Origin of the sequence: Pseudomonas sp. 18.1.10, from assembly GCF_024655625.1 — a bacterium.
GTDB lineage: Bacteria > Pseudomonadota > Gammaproteobacteria > Pseudomonadales > Pseudomonadaceae > Aquipseudomonas.
Genome location: NZ_JANLGL010000070.1, coordinates 1 through 18,526 on the forward strand (window position 1 = coordinate 1; position 18,526 = coordinate 18,526).

The window sequence follows — 18,526 nt, forward strand, 5'->3', positions numbered from 1 at the left end:
TCAGTCAGAGCATCTTTGACTGGCCCACCGCATTCGCGAGCAAGCCCGCTCCCACACAAGCCAGCTCCCACATTTCGTTTTCCTGCGTTGCCATTTCATGCGATCTTCACGCCATTCGCCCTGGAGTCGCCTGGATGCCGTCATTTATCTCCGATCACCCGATGTTCTGCGCCCTGGCGCTGATTTTCATCGACATCGCCGTCTGGCGCCTGATCTCCGTCAACCTCGCCAACTGGAAGCTCGCCGCGCGCCTGTTGATCTTCGCAGTGTTCAGCGCCGTGCTGTTCAACGATGGCATGAACCCCATGCAAGTCGCGCCGTATGCCGACAACACTGCCTTGCACCTGGCCGCCACGGCCTTGCAGATCGGCTGGTGGCTGTTCGCGGCGCGTACGCTGACGGTGTTGCTCGGTGCGGTGATGATGCAGCGCGTCGGCCACACCGGGCGGTTGTTGCAGGATTTGCTTGGCGCGGTGATTTTCCTGATTGCGATCATCGCCGCCCTGGCCTACGTGCTCGACCTGCCGGTCAAGGGCGTGCTGGCGACGTCGGGCGCGGTGGCGATCATTGTCGGCCTGGCGTTGCAAAGCACCTTGAGCGATGTGTTCTCGGGGATCGTGCTCAACACCACCAAGCCGTACCAGCTGGATGACTGGATCTCCATCGACGGCACCGAAGGCCGGGTCACCGATATCGACTGGCGCGCCACGCGCCTGCAAACCTCCCAGGGCAGCATGGCGGTGATCCCCAACTCGCTGGCGGCCAAGGCCAAGATCATCAATTTCTCGCGCCCGGCGGATATGTTCGGCCTGGCGGTCAGCCTGCAAGTCAGCCCCTATGCGCGCCCGCAGATCGTCATCGAGGCACTGGAGCGGGCGATGCAGGGTTGCCGGCCGCTGCTGGTCACACCGGCGCCCAGCGTGGCGTTCAAGAGCAGCGCCAGTGGCGGCGTGGAATACGAGATCAGCGGCTTTGTCCCGGCCATGGCCCTCAAGCGTGAAGTGCGCAACCAGCTTTACGATCTGGCCTTCCGCCACCTGCAAGCGGCGGGTGTGAGCCTGTTGTCGGCCACCGAAGGCAGCACGCCCTCGGCGATGTCCGCCGCCCGCGCCCTGCTGGAGCGCTCGCCGATTTTCTCCACCTTGCGCCAGGATGAGAAAGAGACCTTCAGCCAGAACATGACCCTGCACACCTACCGCAGCGGCGAGATGATCTTGCCGGCGGGGGAGGTCAGCGATCATTTGTTTATCGTCGAGACAGGCGTGGTCTCGGTGATGCTAATCAAAGATGGCCACACGTTCGAAGCCGGGCGCATGGGGCCTGGCGAGGTGATTGGCGAGGCGGGCATCCTCTCTGACAAGGCGGCGCTGGCGGACTTTTCGGCGAAGACCTTTTGCACCCTGTACCGCATTGAAAAGGAATACCTCAAGCCGTGCCTGGACGCGCGGCATGATATTGGCGAGGCGATGAAGTCGCTGCTGGATTTCCGCCTGCATGCGGCGCAAGTGTTGACTCAGGAGGCACCGGTGGTTCCGGTGAAGAAGGGCTTTTTGCAGTGGTTGCGCAAGCGCGGCCTGTAGCGCGATTGGTCACCTGTTCTTAGCCAGAATTGGATATTCCTCCCGAGCGGTGCGGTGACTAATCTAGCCACCAATCCCCACCGTTCTGGAGTTCCACCATGCAAACCCGTACTGATTTCTACACCGCCTCCCCAGACGCGATGAAAGCCATGATGGCCCTGGAAAATGCCGTCGGCAAACTGTCCATCGAGCTGCCGCTGCTGGAGTTGGTGCGCCTGCGTGTGTCGCAGATCAACGGCTGCGCGTTCTGCCTCGACATGCACACCGCCGATGCCCGCAAGGGCGGTGAAACCGAACGCCGCCTGTACACCGTGTCGGCCTGGCGCGAAACGCCGTTCTTCACCCCGCGTGAACGTGCGGCACTGGCCTGGGCCGAAAGCCTGACTCTGATAAGCCACACCCACGCCCCGGATGAAGATTTCAACGCCCTGGCCGAGCACTTCAGCGCCAAGGAACAGATCGACCTGAGCGTGGCCATCGCCACCATCAACAGCTGGAACCGCCTGGCGGTGGGTTTCCGCAAGATGCCGAAATAAGCGTTTTGCCGGAAGGCTGCGGGGTCCTGGTTTTACCGGTTAGGTAAGTTGCGACCCCGCATGCGTCCGCCAACGCAGTGGCGCCGATGCAGATCGAGGTGATGGCAAGGGGCAGGTATTCAGCGCAAACCCGCGACCCGGGCGGAGAGCTGGTTCATCGTGCGGACGGCATCAATTTCGTTGTCTATGCCCAGCGGTTGACCGTCAGGCGTGTATCGGTGGGGGGTCGAGTAAAAGGGGATGTCGTTGCCGCCCATAACGGTCCGGAATTTCGAGTAGCCTTGATTGTACGAGCGGCTTTCCCCGCCATGCTGTACACCCATGTTATGCCCCAGTTCATGCCGCATCACGGTCGTAGGTGCGTCGATGGAGCCTACCGACAGGGTGAAATCGTTAACGGGCCCGACGTAGCCCAAGCCACCGCCGATTTCCGTGCCTTCGTAATATATTCCGTCAGCCTTTAAGTTATCTCGCATGGATTTAACCGTCTGGTCAGATCGCAGATCATTGATGGGGTCTTTCAGGTATTGCCAATGTGACTTGGCCGGTATCTCTTTCATCGCCGTACTGCGGAATCTGAAGTTGGCGCCCGAGTTTTCAAGTGCTTCATTGGTCAGTTTTAGCCCTTCAGTCAGCCGAGTGTGCATACCTTCACCGCCCAATCGTTTGCGCGCCTTGTCACTGTAAAGTAGTAACAGGTCGATTGTTACGGTGTCCCGGGTCCACTGACCCTGCTCGTTGACTTTAAAGGAAATCGTCTCGCCAGGCTTGAGCGTTTCCTTGGCCGTGCCGTAGTTGATGGTGCCGGCAAGTTCCGACTTGGACTGGATGATTATTCTGCTGCCATTTATTGCACCGCTTGGAAGATTGATTGTGCTTTGCCAGTCCTTTGAGTTTATGTCGATAAATGTTTTAGGTGTGGTCAGGTCGGGCACGTTGCCGTTATTCAGTCGGGCGGCTGAATAATACGTGCGCGGGCCGCTGAGTAGTTCCCATTTTTTATTCTTGTCGAAATACATGAAATCGTAGGACTGTCCTGATGCCAGCTTCATTGCCCCCGGGTTATTGATGTTTTCGGCGTCGATAGATACTGGCGTCCTGGCACTTGACGTTACAGTAATACGATCACGATTATTCGCCTGTTTGGGCAACTGAAGGTGCGCTGGCGTGTTTGTATCAGTCAGTGCGACGACTGTCTTGGGACCGTTGGTTACTACTCGCTGTACATCCTTGCGGTCGGTTATGCGGGGCGGCTGGACCACGGACTTCTCAGGCGGCACTGGCGGTTTGGTTTTGTTTTCGACGTTTTCGACGTTTTCGGCTTTCCAGCGACGCTCCGGAGCAGAATAGCGGAAAACCAGTTTTTCGTTTTTACCCACAACTTGCGACGTTACCGGGTGTAGATCCTTACTTGTGATTGTCACGCGCTTGTTGGCCGATGAGCTGAAGATGATAACGTCGTCATGGGCGGCGTTCGCCGGCAGGCTGACATGGGGTACCCAGTTCTCATGTGTTAATGAAAAAAATGTCAAGGGCGGTTGATCGCTTGGAATTGCAGCGCCCACCTTGAACGGTGATAGATAACTGACATTCTTGCCGCCAATGCTCCATGTGTTGGTGTCGGCGTTGAATGTAAATGAATGCACCAGGTCGGGGTGTGTGACGATTCCGGCAGGAAGGTTTGTTTTCGATATATCAATTCCGGCTGCCGAGGCCTTGGCAAGTGACGTATCTATTCGATCCAGATGGCTGGGTTGTTTTGTGTTGTCGAATATCTCATTTTTAATGGAGGTGTCTTTTTTGCCGGGCGGGGTATTTGTATTGAATGTATTTTGGTGATGTTCGGGGCGATAGAGTTGCGCAGGGTGAGTGGTGGGCCAATGTTGTCTAATCATCGTTACTCCCGCATTGATGTCGAGTTGTTAAGCTGGGAAGTGCTCTCAAGAGTGGTTTTGAGTATAACGATGGTTAAGTGTGGGGCGAGGGGGTAAGTGTTTTGGTTTGTTTCTTGGTGGCGGGCTTGCAACGCCTTTTATTTGGCAAGTGCGCTGCATGGCAGCGCTTGTTACTGTTTGCCGAGTTGTTTCAGATGACGAATGCCACAAGCCCGTATGAAATTTCGAATATTTAGAAGTTAACCGAGGCACTCAGGCGCGCCGTCAGCGGCGCGCCCTGGAACAGATAGTCATCGCCCATGTACTCGCCCGCGTCGCGCCAGTAGCGCTTGTCGAACAGGTTGTCGACGCTCAGGCGAAACACCGTTTCATAACCGTCCACCTTGGTCGTATAGCGGCTGCCCACATTCACCACCGCGTAATCCCCAACCTCAACGGTGCCGTCGCGATTGGCCGATTTCTTCGCGCTGTATTGCACGCCGCCCAGCACCGCCAACCCGTTGATCCACGGCAACGCATAGTCCGCATACACACTGGCGCGCAGTTTGGGCACGTTGATCGCCTGGTGGCCCTCGTATTGCGGGGTGCCACTGCCGCTGACCCGTGCGCGAATCGCCGCGACACTGGTTGCGATCTGCAAGCGTTCGGTGGCCCAGCCATTAGCTGACAGTTCCAGGCCGGTGTTCTTTTGCTCGCCTTGTTGCACGTAGGTGAAATCACCCGCGTCGTCCGGCTTGGCGTATTGGTACGCCTGGCGGGTCTGGAACACGGCGGCGGCAAAGCTGATGCGGCGCCAGTCGTATTTCACCCCGGCTTCGATCTGGCGGGAGGTGGTGGGGGCGAGGGTGTCGTCGGCATTGGTGGCGAACCACGGCGCGGTGCCACCCAGGGACAGGCCTTTGCTGTAGCTGGTGTACAGCGAGATGTTTTCCACCGGTTTGTAGATCAACGACGCCTGGGGCAGGAACACGTATTGCTGGGTGTGGCGTGTCTGGTTGCCAGTGATACCGTCGAACGCTTTTTCATCCAGGCGCACTTCACGGCCACCGAGGATGGTTTGCCATTGCTCGTTGAACCGAATGCGGTCGGTGACGAACAGGCCGTACTGGCGGCTGTCCAGGTTACGGTGGCTGTCGTTCAAGGGTTTGTCGGTGGGCGGGAAGGTGGGTGCATCAACATCGATATTGGTGGTGCCGATGTATTCGTTGACCGACTTGCGCTTGTCGATCACCCGGCGGAAGGCGCTGGTGCCGAAGGTCAGCTCATGGCCCAGGCCGCCGGTGTCGAACAGCCCGGTCATGGCCGCCTGCACTTCGTCATCGCGGCGGGTGTCGTCAGGGCTGCGGTAGTCGTAGACGTCGTAGTCGCCTTCGGGGCTGAAGTAGTTCGGTACTTTCGCTGTGCAACTGGAAGCGCCATAGCAGCCCCAGGCAAACGAACTGTAATCGTCAATCACCACCTTGCTGCGCGCCGCACTCACGCTGCCTTTCCACTGGTCGCTGAAACGGTATTCAAACTTGCCGTTGAGGTTCAGCGATTCAATTCCCACCTGCTTGGACCCACTCTGATGCCCCAGCAGCTTCTTCGGCGACGCATCGTGGGGCACCTCGGTGCCGCCCAGCAACTGATAACCCGGCACCGAGCGTTGTTGCTTGTCCTGGTATTCGGCGTCCAGTTGCAGCACGGCGTCGGGGCTGATGTTCCAGTCGAAGGCCAGGGACAGGAAATCGCGCTGGCCGTTGGCGTGTTCGACGTAGGAGTTCAAATCTTCATGGGCGACGTTGGCGCGCAGGCCGAACTGTTTTTCGCTGCCAAACCAGCCGCCGACGTCGGTGGCGATATAGCCGCTGCCACGGTCATCGGTGGCCACCGTCACCGAACGCACGTCTTCCGGGCGCTTGGTCACGTAGTTGATTACGCCGCTGGGCTCGGAAATCCCGCTCTGCAAACCGGCAAGGCCCTTGAGCACTTCCACCTGTTGCTTGTTTTCCAGGGCGACGTTCTGCTCGCCGGTGATGGTGCGCCCGTTGATCTTGTAGCTGCTCGCCGCATTCAGCGAGAAGCCGCGCACCACAAAGTTTTCGTAGTAGCCGATGGGCGCATAGCTGTCGCCCACCGAGGCGTCGTTGCGCAGCAGTTCGCTGAGCAGGCGCGCTTGCTGGTCCTTGATCCGGGCGGCATTGAGCACGGTGATCGAGGCGGGGGTGTCCAGCAGCGGTGCTTCATTGAAACCGCCGACTGAGGCGGTATCGGCGCCGTAGCTGCCGGGTTGTTCACCCTGGACCGTGACAGGGCTCAGTTCGAGGTCGGCGGCGTGGGCAGCCGCGAAGCCACCACTGAGCAACAGGCCGACACTGTGCAGGCCCAGGTTGAGCAGGGAGGCGTGGGTACGAATGGCCATCGGGTTTTCCGTTCTACTTGCACGAGACGTCGAGCGCACCGGGCGCCGAGGAGGGGGCGCTACGCTATGCATTATTGGTTTTTTTTACAAGTTCCCGGTGGTTGTCTGTGGTGCGTGATTGCGCGGCATTCTTAGTCATTCGCGCATTGATAGCCTTTTAATCTATCGATAGAACGTGCAGCGAAAATTCTTCGGCTAGTCTCGTACCTAGATGTGAAAACGAGGCGGCGCGGGCTGGCTGCCCACCTTCGAAGTGGCCTCGTCAGTTTTGTCTTTTGTAGTTAACTCTTTGAATAAAGTGAGGTTTTTAACGTCGCTGGCGCGTGCGCCGGCAGGGCCGTTCTTTGGGTTGTTTCTGGACTGTCGCACTGCGTCAAAGGGATTTATGCCACGCCGCACGGCCCGCCGAGGTCGTGCCAAGGAACAAGGACGATCATGAAGATCACCGACAGCGCATTGCAGGCGTTCTATGCCAGGCACCCGGATTTTGACCTGGCTTCGTTTGATTTCATCGCCCAGGACAGTGCCCGGGCCAGCCGCCGACTCGGTGGCGCCAAGGCGCGTACGTCCAAGGCCGAACAGGTTGTGCGGGCTTTTCAACGCTTGTTGCGCTTGAGCGGCAGCGAGAGCGCGGCACGGCAACTGGTGGCGTTGGGTTTTCACAGTGCTCATCAGATCGCAGCAGTCCCACAAGCGTTGTTCATTGCCCGTGTGTCACCCCATCTGGAGGCGGGGTATGCCGAGCAACTGCATGCACGTGCCGCCCATATCAAACACCAGGTCAGCCATGTCTGGGCGAATGTGCTGGCCGCGCGGCCGCAGTCGGCGGCCGTACTGACGCGTGCCAGTACCCTCACCGAAGACACCCTGGCAGAGCTACAAGCCTTGCCCAGCTACGCGGCCATGTTCGGCAACCAGAACTTCTGTACCTGTGAAGACTGCAAGTCGATTTTCGGGCCAGCGGCCTACTACGTCGACATCATGCGCATCACCGATGCCTATGTCAGTCAGGTCAACAAAACCAGCATTCCTGCGGCCTACCAACTGGCGGTACGGCGCCAGGACCTGTTCACCTTGCCCCTTAGCTGCGCGACCACCAACGACCTGGTGCCCTATCTGGAGATTGCCAATCGGGTATTGACCGTTAAATTGGCGGTGGAGTCGAAACAGGCTGACATCGCCTGGTACCTCGCCACCACCACTTACCCGTTTGAAGCACCGTTCAACCCGCATCGGATGCAGGTTGACTTGACCTTGCAGGCGTTGGACTTGAGCCTGGCGATGTTGTACGGCACGACCACGGATTTTTCCGCCGCAGACCCCCATGCCCTGGCGCTGGCGGTGCTGGTGCTGTCGCTGGAGCAGGCGGCGTTTATCGGTACGCCGCTGACGACTGAGGCGGCGTTGAAAGCCGCGTGGGGATTGCGCGCCAAAGATCCACTGGCCAGCCTGTCGCAGCTCGCGGTGTTTTCCCGGCATTCAGGGTTGCCCCGTGCGGCGGTGGCCGAACTGACTCGCCAGGGCTTGACCGCCCCGGAACTGGCGGCCGGCCTGGCCCATGGGTTGTGGTTCAACCGCTCGCTGCCGGCGGGGCAGTCTGTGCAGATTCAGTTGGGTGATACAGGCCCTGACACCCTGACCAACCTGACGCCAGCCACCCTGGATGCGCTGAATCGCTATATCCGCTTGGCGCGCTGGAGTGGCCTGGGGTTCACCGACCTCGGCTACGCCCTGGGCAGTCTTGGCCTGGTTTTGCTGGATGATGCCAGCCTTGCCAGCCTGGCCATGGCCCGGGGCGTGGTGCAGAGCCTGGAATGGTCGTGGGCCCAGGCTTCGGCGTTGTGGGCGAGCATGCCGACCACGGGGGCGGGCGGGGCAGTGGGCTCGCCTTCATTGTTCGATCAGGTGTGGAACAACCCGGTGGTGCTGGGGGCGGATGGTCGCGTCTATCATCCGCGAGACCCCGGTAATCCGTTGTACACCGATGACGTCGCCACGTGGGACATCAAGGCCGGGCTGACCACCAACACCGGCTTTGATGTGGCGCGGTTGCGTGCCGGCCTGGGGGTGACTGCGGACGATCTGCAAACCCTGGCGAGCCTGGCCTTTCCCGACGACACCGAGGTGTTGCTCACCGTCGCCAACCTCTCCAGCCTGTACCGCCTGAGCGCACTGGCGCGCGCCATGGAACTGCCCATCGACGACTTGCAGGCCACAGCGGCCTGGGTCCAGGTCAACCTGACCCAACCCATACCGCCCCAGGCCCTGGCCCGCTGGTTGCTGGTGCCGAACTGGCTGGCGCAAAGTCACCTGAGCGTGGCCCAGGTGAGCGCCTACCTTGATCCCGAAGCCCCGCTACTGGCTGACGCCGCCAGCATCCTGGGCCATGCCGCACTGTTGTCGATCTGGACCCAGGCCCAGGGCAGCCTGTTCACGCCGGCCGCGCTGATGGGCAACACGGTCAGTGAAGAGGAGGCGCTGACGCTGTACGAGCGCATCATGATCCTGACGCCGCCGCTGGTAGTGGACGTCCGGGCGGCGTACCACCGGCATGTGCCCAACGCGGCGGATACGCCGTGTGCCCTGGTGCCCCAGGCGGTCAGCGAGGCGGCGTTGGCGCCCTTGAGCCTGAGCCCGGAACAGGCCCGCGTGCTGGCACAGACCCTCAATCGCTTGCACCGCAGCCAGGCGCAAGTGCTCGACAGCGGGCTGGCCACACTGGCGGGGGTGAGTGAAGGGCTGATCGCCGCATGTGGCGCCCTGGTGTCGGCTCAGCCGGGCCGGACGGCCTGGATCACCTGCCTGCTGACTCCGAGCGCCGACGGTGACGCGACCTGGCAGGCCAGCAGCCAGGCCTTGCTCGATACCGCGCGGATGTTGCTGGCCAGTCAGGCACTGGTGTTGGACGCGCCGGTGTTGCAGGCCATGTTGGCGCTGCCGGCTGTCTTCGGGGTGGCCCCGGCGGCGCTGTTCAGCCTTGAGAGCCTGCAGGCCATGGGCACCTATACGCAAAGTCGCCAGGCGCTGGGATTGAGCGATGGCAGTTACCTTGCCTACCTGTCGATGCCGGTGGACAGTGCCTGCAGCACTGGGCCCAAAGCCGCAGCGCTGTGTGTCTTGACGGGATGGTCGCAGGCCGACCTGTGCGGCGTGCTGGCCGCGTTGGAAACCAGCGATCTGTTGTACGACAGCACGCGCGGTTTACAGCGGCTGGCCACGATCTTTTCCTTGCTGCGCCGTGGCGGTTTCGGGGCCACTGCCTATCAGGCCCTGCTGGACAGCCGGCAGTGGGGGTTGAGCGGTGCGGATGGCAGCCGCCATTGGCAAGCCTGGCAGCAACTGGGCAACTCGGTTGCCGGTGCGGCGGCGGCGCGCCTGCGTGGTGCGTGGGCCGACGTCGGCGCCGCCATCGACGCGCGGCTGCTGGAAGCCCGCCGTGATGTGCTGGTGCCCAGCCTGTTGTGGTACTACCAGGTCAGCCAGCCGCAGCTGGTTTCGGTCGATGACTTGTCGGGCTATTTGCTGTTGGACGTGCAGATGGGCGGCACCAACCAGACCTCCGAAGTGGTACTGGCACTGGCCTCGGTACAGATGTACCTGAACCGTGTGCGGGCCAATATCGAGCCGGGCATCGCGCAGTTGCCGATTCCCCCGGTGTGGTGGGAATGGCTGACCACTTACCGTATGTGGGAAGCCAACCGCCGGGTGTTCCTCTACCCGGAAAACTACCTGGAGCCGACGCTGCGTTCGTCGCGCACCTCGTTGTTCCGTGAACTGGAGGCCGACCTGCTGCAAACCAACATCACCCCGCAGCGGGTGGAGGCGGTCTATCGCACCTATGTGCAGGGGCTGGATCGTTATGCGTCGCTGCAATTCGTCGACGCCTTTCGCGGCACGGTCAGCGACCCGCGTCGCGGCGAGATCGACACGTTGTTCGTGTTTGCCCGCAGTGCCACCGAACCCTATTCCTACTACTGGGCCAAGCAGGAGCACCAGGCCAACTGGTCCGAGTGGACCGCCATCGACGTGACCATCAAATCGCCCTATGTCACGCCGGTGTATGCCTTTGGCCGGCTGTTCGTGTTCTGGGTGGAAACCAGTGTGGTCTCCAGTACCGCGATCCAGACCACCGGGGGCAATACCCAGTCCAGCAACAGCGTGATGTACAAGGCCGCGATCCGCTACAGCTTCATGGACGCCAGCGGGACCTGGGTCGGCGATCAAACCCTGGCGCCCGAGCAGGTGATCTATGCGGCGCCCAACAACGTCAAGTTGTCGACCCAGTCGGGTTACGACATCTTCAACATGAACAGCCTGTTCTGGCAGAAGTGCAACGTGTTGCTGTTTGCGGGCACGGCCCCGATCGGGCCCGAAAGTGACGTGCGCATCGATGAAAAAATTGCCGTATTGTACGGCCCGTTCCTGGAGAATACCTCCAACGGCAGCGTGATTGAACCCGCCCAGGCGCCCTTGCCCAGCAACCCGGCGAACCCGGCAGTGGCGCAGTTCGAAATGGAGGTGTACAAGCGCGGGCGTATCGTCAACCAGGCCATCGGTTCCGGCTTTCGCGGTGTGGTGGGTTTGCGCGAGCCGCTGTTGCTCAACCGCGAATTGCTCAAGGACTACCTGTTCCAGCGCACTGAGTTCCTCAACCTGGCTGACAACTACTCCACTGGCGTGCCGCCGACCGTGCAGCCCTTGTACGACTACGCGATGAACCGTTTGTACGCGCGCGGCACGCTCAACCCGTTTCGCAGTAACTACTACGGCGACTGGAACAACAGCGTCGACACCGCCTTGCTGCGTACGCCGGTCAGCGCTGCCGTGTTGCAGTTCATCGGGCTGGAAGAGCCGGGTGCGCAACAGTTGATCCTCGACCTGCTGAGCGCGGGCTACCTGAAAGCCGGCAGCGGCAGCGGCAAATATGTGGTGCAGCCAGGCTTCAACAACAACGCGGATTTTCGCTTCCTGTTCTTTGGCGATGAACGCCGCGATGTGCAGATCATCCGCCTGTGGGCCAAGCATTGCCTGCTGCAAGCCAGTATCGAATCGCGAGAAGTGCAGGCCGTGACATTCCTGATGACCGCCCTCGGCCAGGGCGCTGCCGACCAGGCGATGATCGACCTCAAGGCGGCCGGCATTCTGGATAGCGCCAACTATGTGCGGTCCAGTTTCAGCTCGGCCACCGATTTGTCGACGATCCTTGATGGCGCACCCGACCACGCCTCGGTGGAGTTTGCCCTGCGCCAGGAGCTGTTCCTGGCCATGGGGGATGCGGTGTTATTTGCGCGGTTATCCAACCGCCAGTGCTCGACCTTTGTGATCAAGAACCAGCCCTCCCATTTCGTGGGCAACGTCAACAGTGAAAGCTTCCTGGTCACCCCTGATGTGTCGCGCTCACCGCCCTTGAACCAGAAGGCCCGGGCCATGGGCCTGGAGACCGCGCAGTCAGTGACGCGGGCGTCGTTCATCAGTGCCGATATCAGCGCGGCCGAGTCTTCGACGGTGTTCGACCAGTTGAAAGACCACCAGGTGATCGACAGCAGCGGGCGCTTGACCGAGCCGTTCCAGAACAATGCCGACCTGAGTTACCTGTTTGCCAGCCAGCCGTTTCAGACCCGGCAGATAAAGACCGCTCAGGTGCGCGTGGTGTTGGTGGACTTGCCCACCATGACGCTGGTGTCGTACTACGCCGAAAATGACGACATCATCATTACTACCCAGTCATTTTTCCGCCTGGGCATATCCCAGGTCCAGGCCCAACACGTATTCGATACGTTGAAAGCGCGCCGGGTGATTGGCCCGCAGGGCTACATTTCGTCGCGCTACGATCCGCTGGAAGACCTCGAAGACCTGTTTCCCGACGAGCCTGTCCAGAAGGCCGCACTCCTGACGGCCGATGTCGCGCTGATTTTACGTGGCTATTACGACAACACCTGGCGGCGCAACGTGCAGGACCTGTATTACCGCTTCACCCGGCTGACCACCGGCGCCGTGCCCAAGCTCGCTGCGGCCTTGCAGCAGGGCGGCGTGCCGGCGTTGTTGAACCTGCATCAACAGCAAGCGCCGGTGATCGCGACGACGCCGTTCAGCAGCTATGCGCCAGGCGAACGAGTGCGTGCGCCGGTGCTGAGTGACGCGACCCAAGTGGACTTCGACGGGGTCTACGGCCTGTACTACTGGGAGCTGTTTTTCTACACGCCGCAACTGATTGCCGATACGTTGCTCCAGGCCGGCGATTTCCAGGGAGCCCTGGGTTGGTTGCAGTACATCTTCAATCCGACCGAGCGGCTGACGTCGCTCTCACCCGTAGATTTCCAGACGCCAGATATCTCTGCCACCCAGGCCACTGCGGCATTCGACCAGATGAAAGTCGCCGGCGTGATCACGCCGCAAAATCAGGTCGCTACCGCTTATACCCGCTTCACCAGCCTGGACTACCTGTTCCCCACCGTGGTGGACCCAGTGCTGCGCACCCGCATGATCGAGCAGGTACGTGCGGTTTTATTCAATCACCAGACTGCGTCGCTGGCCTGCCAGTTCTGGCGCTTCCAGCCGTTTCGCAACCACACCCAGCAGTCGTTGGTGCAGACCCTGACCAGCCCGGTGCAGATCGCGGTCTATAACAGCGACCCTTACGACCCGTACGCCATTGCCCAACTGCGCATCGGTGCGTTCGAGCGGGCAACGTTTTGCAGCTATATCGACCTGCTGGTGGCCTGGGGGGACAGCTTCTTCCAGCGCAAGACCCGTGAGTACCTGAATGCCGCTTACTTGCTCTATGTGATGGCCAGCGACCTGCTGGGGCCACGCCCGGAAAGCGTCGGGCCATGCAGCGACCAACTGCCGGTGACCTTCAATGAGATCTTGGCGCGGTATGGCAACGACCCCACGGCCATTCCCCAGTTTCTGCTGGACATGGAAAACCTGCTGGCCGTGCGAGGCCCTCAGGGCGACGACGGCTTGACCCTGAGCGGGGGCGCCTTCAATGAAATCGATGCGCTGTTCTGCGTGCCGCAAAATGACCAGTTGATGGCACGCTGGGACACGGTTGAAGACCGCCTGTACAAGATCCGCAACAACCTCGATCTGGACGGCAACACCTTGTTGCTGCCGTTGTTCGCCGCCCCCATCGACCCCATGGCCATGGTGCGTGCCGCTGCCGCCAATGGCTCGGGCGCAGGTTTTGCCGAGCTGGCCGTGCGGCCACCCACTGCGCAGACCCTGCGTTATGCCGGGCTGGTGATCAATGCCAGGACCGTGGTGGGCGACCTGCAACTGCTCGGCAGCGAACTGGAGCAGGCCCTGACGATGCAGAGCAGCGAGCAGTTGTTGCTGTTGCAATCAACCCACGAACAACGGCTCACCAGTGCGCAGTTGCTGTCCTTCGAGTTGCGCACCCAGGCCGCCCGGCACACCCTGGACGCCGTGCTCGCCACGCGGGCAACCACCGAGCAGCGCAAGCAGTATTACGACGGGTTGATCAGCGAAGGCATGATTGCGGCCGAGGTGGTTTCGATCACCCTGGGCATCGCTTCGCGCGTCGCCGGGTTTATTGCGATCGGCTTCGAGACCGGCGCGGCGATTGCGGCGCTGGCCCCGCAGGTGGGTTCGCCGTTCGCCATGACCTATGGCGGCGAGCAGATCGAAACCGGTTTGCACCGTACGTCGGGGACCTGGCGCCAGATCGCCCAGGTGGCCGATACCGCCAAGGACTTGAGTGACACCATTGGCCAGTTCCAGCGCCTCAAGGCCGGCTGGCAGCAAGAGTCGACGCAGGCGGGGCTGGAGCTCAAGCAGATCGATCAGCAGATCCTTGACGCCAGGGCCGACCTGGCCAGCGCCCAGGCCGACTACACCGGTTACCAGACCAACCTGAAGAACGCCCAGGCCCAGCAGGCGTTCCTGCTCGGCAAGTTCGACAACCCGGACTACTACGCCTGGCGGGTCAGCCGTGCCACGGCCCTGTATTACCAGGCCTATCAACTGGCCCTGCAATCGGTGGATGCGGCGCAGAGCGCCTTGCAATGGGCGCTGGGCGACACCACCGCGTACCTCACTGCCGATCCGTGGGACCCAGCCCGCCGTGGCCTGATGGCCGGTGCCAGCCTCAACCTGGTGCTGGACCGCATGGACTACGTGTTCTCGCAGAAAGACGTCCTGCGCCAGGAAATCATCCGCGAGGTCTACCTGTCACAGCTCAACCCGGCTCAACTGATCCAGCTGCGTTCTACCGGTGTTGCCGACTTTTCCTTGACTGAGGCGTTGTTTGATTTTGACTTCCCCAGCCATTACTGCCGGCGCATCAAGACGGTTGCCGTGACGGTGGTCAATCCTGACGACGCGTTGCCCAGTGGCATCCACGCCAGCCTGACCCAGACCGCCAACAAGATCCTGCTCAAGCCCAACCCGGTCGGCCTGCAATACATGCTCGACGGTACCGGCAACCCAGGCGGGGACGTGTGGGTGGATTGGCGCTCGAACCAGAGTGTGTCCCTGAGCCGCAGTACCGATGATGAAGGCGCGTTTCTCGAATACTTCTCCGACGCCGAGAAGCTGCAGCGCTTTGAAGGCACGGGCGCAGTATCCAACTGGCGCTACGAATTGCCGAAGAACACCAACCAATTCGATTTTTCATTGATCGAAGACCTGAAATTGACCGTGCGCTACACCGCCATCGACGGCGGCAAAACCTGGCGCGATCGGGTGCAGGCGCAATTGGCTGGCGACACCTACGGCGCGGCGCTGATGCTCAGCCTGGCGTCCAGTGACCCGGATGCCTGGGCCGCCTTCCTGGACGATACGGCAAACCCGGCCACCCAGGCCCTGGCCTTTGAGCTGCCGCCACAGCTGTTTCCACCCAACACCCAGAACCTGGCGGTCGATGCGGCGTACCTGGCCCTGGTGGTCGCCAGCGGTATCCAGATGCCGGCCAGTGCCAGTTTTCTCAGCTTGACGGCCGGCAGCCAGCCCGCGCAGTCCGTGACAACGGTCGGCCTGGCGGGGGCGGTGACTTACGCGAAAATCCCCCTCAAGCAGATCGCTGGGGAATGGCGTGTGTTGTTCGATCTGCAAACGATGCAATCCAACCCACTATTGGCCGGCTTGCTTGATGCCAGCGGTCATATCGATGGCGAGGCCCTGCTCAACCTGTATGTGTCGGTGCAGTTCACCGCCAGCGTTTTCAAGTAAGCATCCTCGACCCTCAAAGCCTGTGAAAGGAGATCAAGGTGAGCGATCAATGTAAAAGCAGCCTGGAACCGGGCCAGTCCCTGTGTGGAGTGACCCACTGCGAAACCTATCGGCAGAGTTCGGCCATGGCACGTTGGTGCAAGTGCAAGAACTGGGAGGGCAAGCCGATACCGGACTGCACGCCCCAGGGGGGGAGTTTCCCGGTAGAAACGTATAACTGCTTCAACCGTGCGACGGCGCAGCGGCTCAATATCTCCCAGGATGAGTGCCAACTCCTGCGCGATGGCAACAAGGACTGGTCGTGGCAAGCCTGTTATTGCTGTTGCTCCTGCTTTGCCTGGGGCACGCGGGTGACCGTGGCGCAGGGCGAGTACCGCACGGTGCAGTTCATTGGCGTGGGTGACCCGGTGCTCACCAGTACGGTGAAAGTGGTCGGTGGCAAGCCCAAGCTGACGTGGGAAAGTCGCCCCGTGACCTTTTCCGATGGGATGGTCGCGGCCCCCCATCAACCTGCCGTGTTACTGCAATACGGCGACAAGGGTGAGCTGGCGGTCACCCTGGACCAACCGATGCTACTGGCCGATGGCAGCCTCAAGGCGGCCGACCGTTTGACCCTCGACGATTGGCTGGTGGACCACAAAGGCAAACCGGTGAAATTGCACGCCTTGGTCCTGGGCAAGTTCACCCTGGGTTTCCATTCCTTGAGCACCCAGGATTTTTCCCAGTCAGGGTTCGTCGAACGCTACCTGGAGGTCAACGGAGTGGTCGCCGGTGACCACCTGGTCATGGCCATGCAGGACGACGCGGCCATGGCCTCGCGTTTTGCCAAGGGCCACGACGCCTTGCCGCGCATTGGCTCATCGGCGTACACCAAGACCCGCAAAGGCAGCTCCGCTCACTCACAACTGGGGGCGAAGGCCCGGGAGATCAGCAACGAGGCGTTCCTGCCGCTGGAAGAACTGCTGGGCGCCACCTCGCCAGTACCCTACGGTGCCGCGCCCTACATGACCCAGAAGCAGGCCGCTGATGTGGCTATCAACGGCGCTTTTCGCAGCATGGGGCAGACATTTCTGATGGCCGAATTCCGCTATCTGGAAAAACTGTTCAAAGCCTTTTACCCCAAGGTCAATTTCCACCTGAACTGGGAAGACCCCCACCCCAATCAGTTTGCCTTTACGTCTTATGGGCAGGACACCGTCTATGTGTCCGGGCAACTGTTGCGTCTGGAGGGGATGTTCAAGCAGGGCCTGGCGATGATCATGGCGCAGGGCGTCGGGCGCTTCGTGCAGACCGACTACACCACGGATTCCGGCCTGACCTGCACCGGCCTGGCGGATTACTTTGGCGCCAATGAGGTGCTGCAAGCCGTGTTCTATGGTTCCTGGGGCGCATGGGTCAACCCGGGCCAGGAACAGATCAAGGCGTTGTTTTCCTTGATCGCGCCGGCCAATCGCGTCGGCCATGAAAAGTGCGCGACCCCCTCGATACCTTGCCGCCTGGAAAGCATCGAGGCCGCCGTGATCGGCATGCCATTGCCGCCTTGCGCAGGCGGGCCGGTGGCCCACTCCCTTACGCTGGACAGCGCCACCTGGACCCATTTCGAAGGCGCACTGGCCGTACTGGCCAGTTTCAACCAGCGCTTGAACGACCTCAGCGCCAAGATACCGAGCAACTATCTGCTGGATAGCGCCGGGCAGCCGGTTCCAGTGGCGCTGGTACAGATGGACAAGAACTTGCCGTGGCAAGCCTGGTTGGTGATCGACGAGCGCTTCAAACCCGAGAGCGTCACCACGCTCACGGTGCGCGACGTGCGCTCGGACAATGGCTCCACCCTCGACCCCGCTGCCTCCAGCGTCACCGTGGAGGGCACGCCATGAGTGTATTGGCTCTGGATATGGCGCAGTCCGAAAGCCAGATGTGTGCCGAATTCGCCGAGCTGCTGGGGTTGCCGGAACCCGTCGATGAGGCCGTGTTGCACGCGGCCCTGAGCAGCGACAGCTACGCCCGTAGCCTGCTGGCGAGCCGGCGTACGCCGCAGATGTTGCGGATGTTGCTGATGTCGCCCCCCAGGCAGGTGCGCGCGCGGGCCGAGCACAGCACGGCCGAGCTGTTCCAGCGGGGCAGTCGGTCGTTGGTCAACTGGGCCAAGAGCGGTTTTTCCACCACTGACCCGCTGGAGCGTGAGCAACGCAGCGAGGCGTGTCGGCAATGCCCGCATCGACAGGCACCCGGTGCCAGCCTGCTGCAAGCCACCCGTTCGGAATTGGGCATTTGCGGCCTGTGTGGCTGTCCGCTGTCGCGCAAGGTGTCGATGCTCTCGGAAAGCTGTCCTGGCGAAATGCCGGACACCCCGGGCGTCAATCGCTGGGGGCAAGTCATTACCGTGAGTCAACCGTCGAACTAAACCAGAGAAAAGGAGTTGTCATGAACACATCACAAACACAACCCGGCTCAAGCGTTGCCAGGCATATGGCCGGTCTGTTGAGCGGCGAAATTCTCAGTCAGTACTACCCTGGCGGGCTGCATGCCGCGCCGGGGAGCACCGGCAGCGGCGGCGCCGCGGGCGGTTCGGGGGCGGGAGGTGGCGGCGGTTCGGATGTCGGTGGCACCCAGACCAAGACCTGCAAGCCCACCCGCAATCCCTGCTGCAAGCCTCCGGAGGGCGGTGACGTCCAAGGGACGCAGACCAAGACCTGCAAACCCACCCGCAACCCTTGCTGCAAACCACCGGAGGATTCCGCACCGGGCAGCCAGGGCAGCGATGTGCAAGGCACGCAGACCAAGACCTGCAAACCAACGCGCAACCCCTGCTGCAAAGGCGCCGACGAGTTGGTTGACGACACCGCAGACGTGCTGGCGACCAAGGCCAAGACCTGCAAGCCCACACGTAACCCTTGCTGCAAAGAGAGCTGATCCGTAGTG

At 61.2% G+C, this 18,526-nt stretch carries 8 protein-coding genes; 6 read left to right on the forward strand and 2 right to left on the reverse strand.

Annotation, left to right across the window (positions count from 1 at the left end; translation table 11 throughout):
- Positions 1–134: 134 nt before the first annotated feature.
- Together NUV89_RS14135 and NUV89_RS14140 are read left to right on the forward strand one after the other, a co-directional pair.
- Positions 135–1,580 carry a mechanosensitive ion channel domain-containing protein gene (locus NUV89_RS14135; RefSeq protein WP_257781800.1) on the forward strand — a complete coding sequence of 482 codons (1,446 nt, stop codon included), beginning with the start codon at positions 135–137 and terminating at the stop codon, positions 1,578–1,580.
- Between the two features lie 98 nt (positions 1,581–1,678).
- Positions 1,679–2,116 carry a carboxymuconolactone decarboxylase family protein gene (locus NUV89_RS14140; RefSeq protein WP_257781801.1) on the forward strand — a complete coding sequence of 146 codons (438 nt, stop codon included), beginning with the start codon at positions 1,679–1,681 and terminating at the stop codon, positions 2,114–2,116.
- Positions 2,117–2,235: 119 nt separating this feature from the next.
- Here the strand turns inward: NUV89_RS14140 and NUV89_RS14145 are convergent, their stop codons facing one another.
- A complete protein-coding gene (locus NUV89_RS14145) occupies positions 2,236–4,011 on the reverse strand; it encodes a hypothetical protein (RefSeq protein ID WP_257781802.1) in 1,776 nt (591 codons plus the stop codon).
- A 232-nt stretch (positions 4,012–4,243) separates the two neighbouring features.
- Positions 4,244–6,412 (reverse strand): TonB-dependent siderophore receptor, encoded by a 2,169-nt coding sequence (locus tag NUV89_RS14150; RefSeq protein ID WP_257781803.1) that lies wholly within the window; start codon positions 6,410–6,412, stop codon positions 4,244–4,246.
- A 435-nt stretch (positions 6,413–6,847) separates the two neighbouring features.
- Here NUV89_RS14150 and NUV89_RS14155 point away from each other — a divergent pair, with 435 nt between their 5' ends.
- From NUV89_RS14155 to NUV89_RS14170, 4 genes are read left to right on the forward strand one after another with little or no spacing between them, the layout of a single operon-like run.
- Positions 6,848–15,604: a neuraminidase-like domain-containing protein gene (locus tag NUV89_RS14155; protein ID WP_257781804.1), complete on the forward strand. Its 8,757-nt coding sequence runs from the start codon at positions 6,848–6,850 to the stop codon at positions 15,602–15,604.
- Positions 15,605–15,642: 38 nt separating this feature from the next.
- A complete protein-coding gene (locus NUV89_RS14160) occupies positions 15,643–17,481 on the forward strand; it encodes a hypothetical protein (protein ID WP_257781805.1) in 1,839 nt (612 codons plus the stop codon).
- Entirely contained in the window at positions 17,478–18,008 is a 531-nt protein-coding gene (locus NUV89_RS14165) for a DNA replication terminus site-binding protein (protein ID WP_257781806.1), read from the forward strand. The genes NUV89_RS14160 and NUV89_RS14165 overlap by 4 nt, the downstream gene beginning before the upstream one ends.
- Before the next feature lie 20 nt (positions 18,009–18,028).
- The gene (locus tag NUV89_RS14170; RefSeq protein ID WP_257781807.1) at positions 18,029–18,517 is read left to right on the forward strand and encodes a hypothetical protein; all 489 of its coding nucleotides are present in this window, start codon (positions 18,029–18,031) and stop codon (positions 18,515–18,517) included.
- Positions 18,518–18,526 lie beyond the last annotated feature (9 nt).

Bases quoted from the DNA above. Each gene is read 5' to 3' on its own strand.
- NUV89_RS14135 (WP_257781800.1), top strand. From the start codon at position 135: ATGCCGTCATTTATCTCCGATCACCCGATGTTCTGCGCCCTGGCGCTG.
- NUV89_RS14140 (WP_257781801.1), top strand. From the start codon at position 1,679: ATGCAAACCCGTACTGATTTCTACACCGCCTCCCCAGACGCGATGAAA.
- NUV89_RS14145 (WP_257781802.1), bottom strand. From the start codon at position 4,011: ATGATTAGACAACATTGGCCCACCACTCACCCTGCGCAACTCTATCGC.
- NUV89_RS14150 (WP_257781803.1), bottom strand. From the start codon at position 6,412: ATGGCCATTCGTACCCACGCCTCCCTGCTCAACCTGGGCCTGCACAGT.
- NUV89_RS14155 (WP_257781804.1), top strand. From the start codon at position 6,848: ATGAAGATCACCGACAGCGCATTGCAGGCGTTCTATGCCAGGCACCCG.
- NUV89_RS14165 (WP_257781806.1), top strand. From the start codon at position 17,478: ATGAGTGTATTGGCTCTGGATATGGCGCAGTCCGAAAGCCAGATGTGT.
- NUV89_RS14170 (WP_257781807.1), top strand. From the start codon at position 18,029: ATGAACACATCACAAACACAACCCGGCTCAAGCGTTGCCAGGCATATG.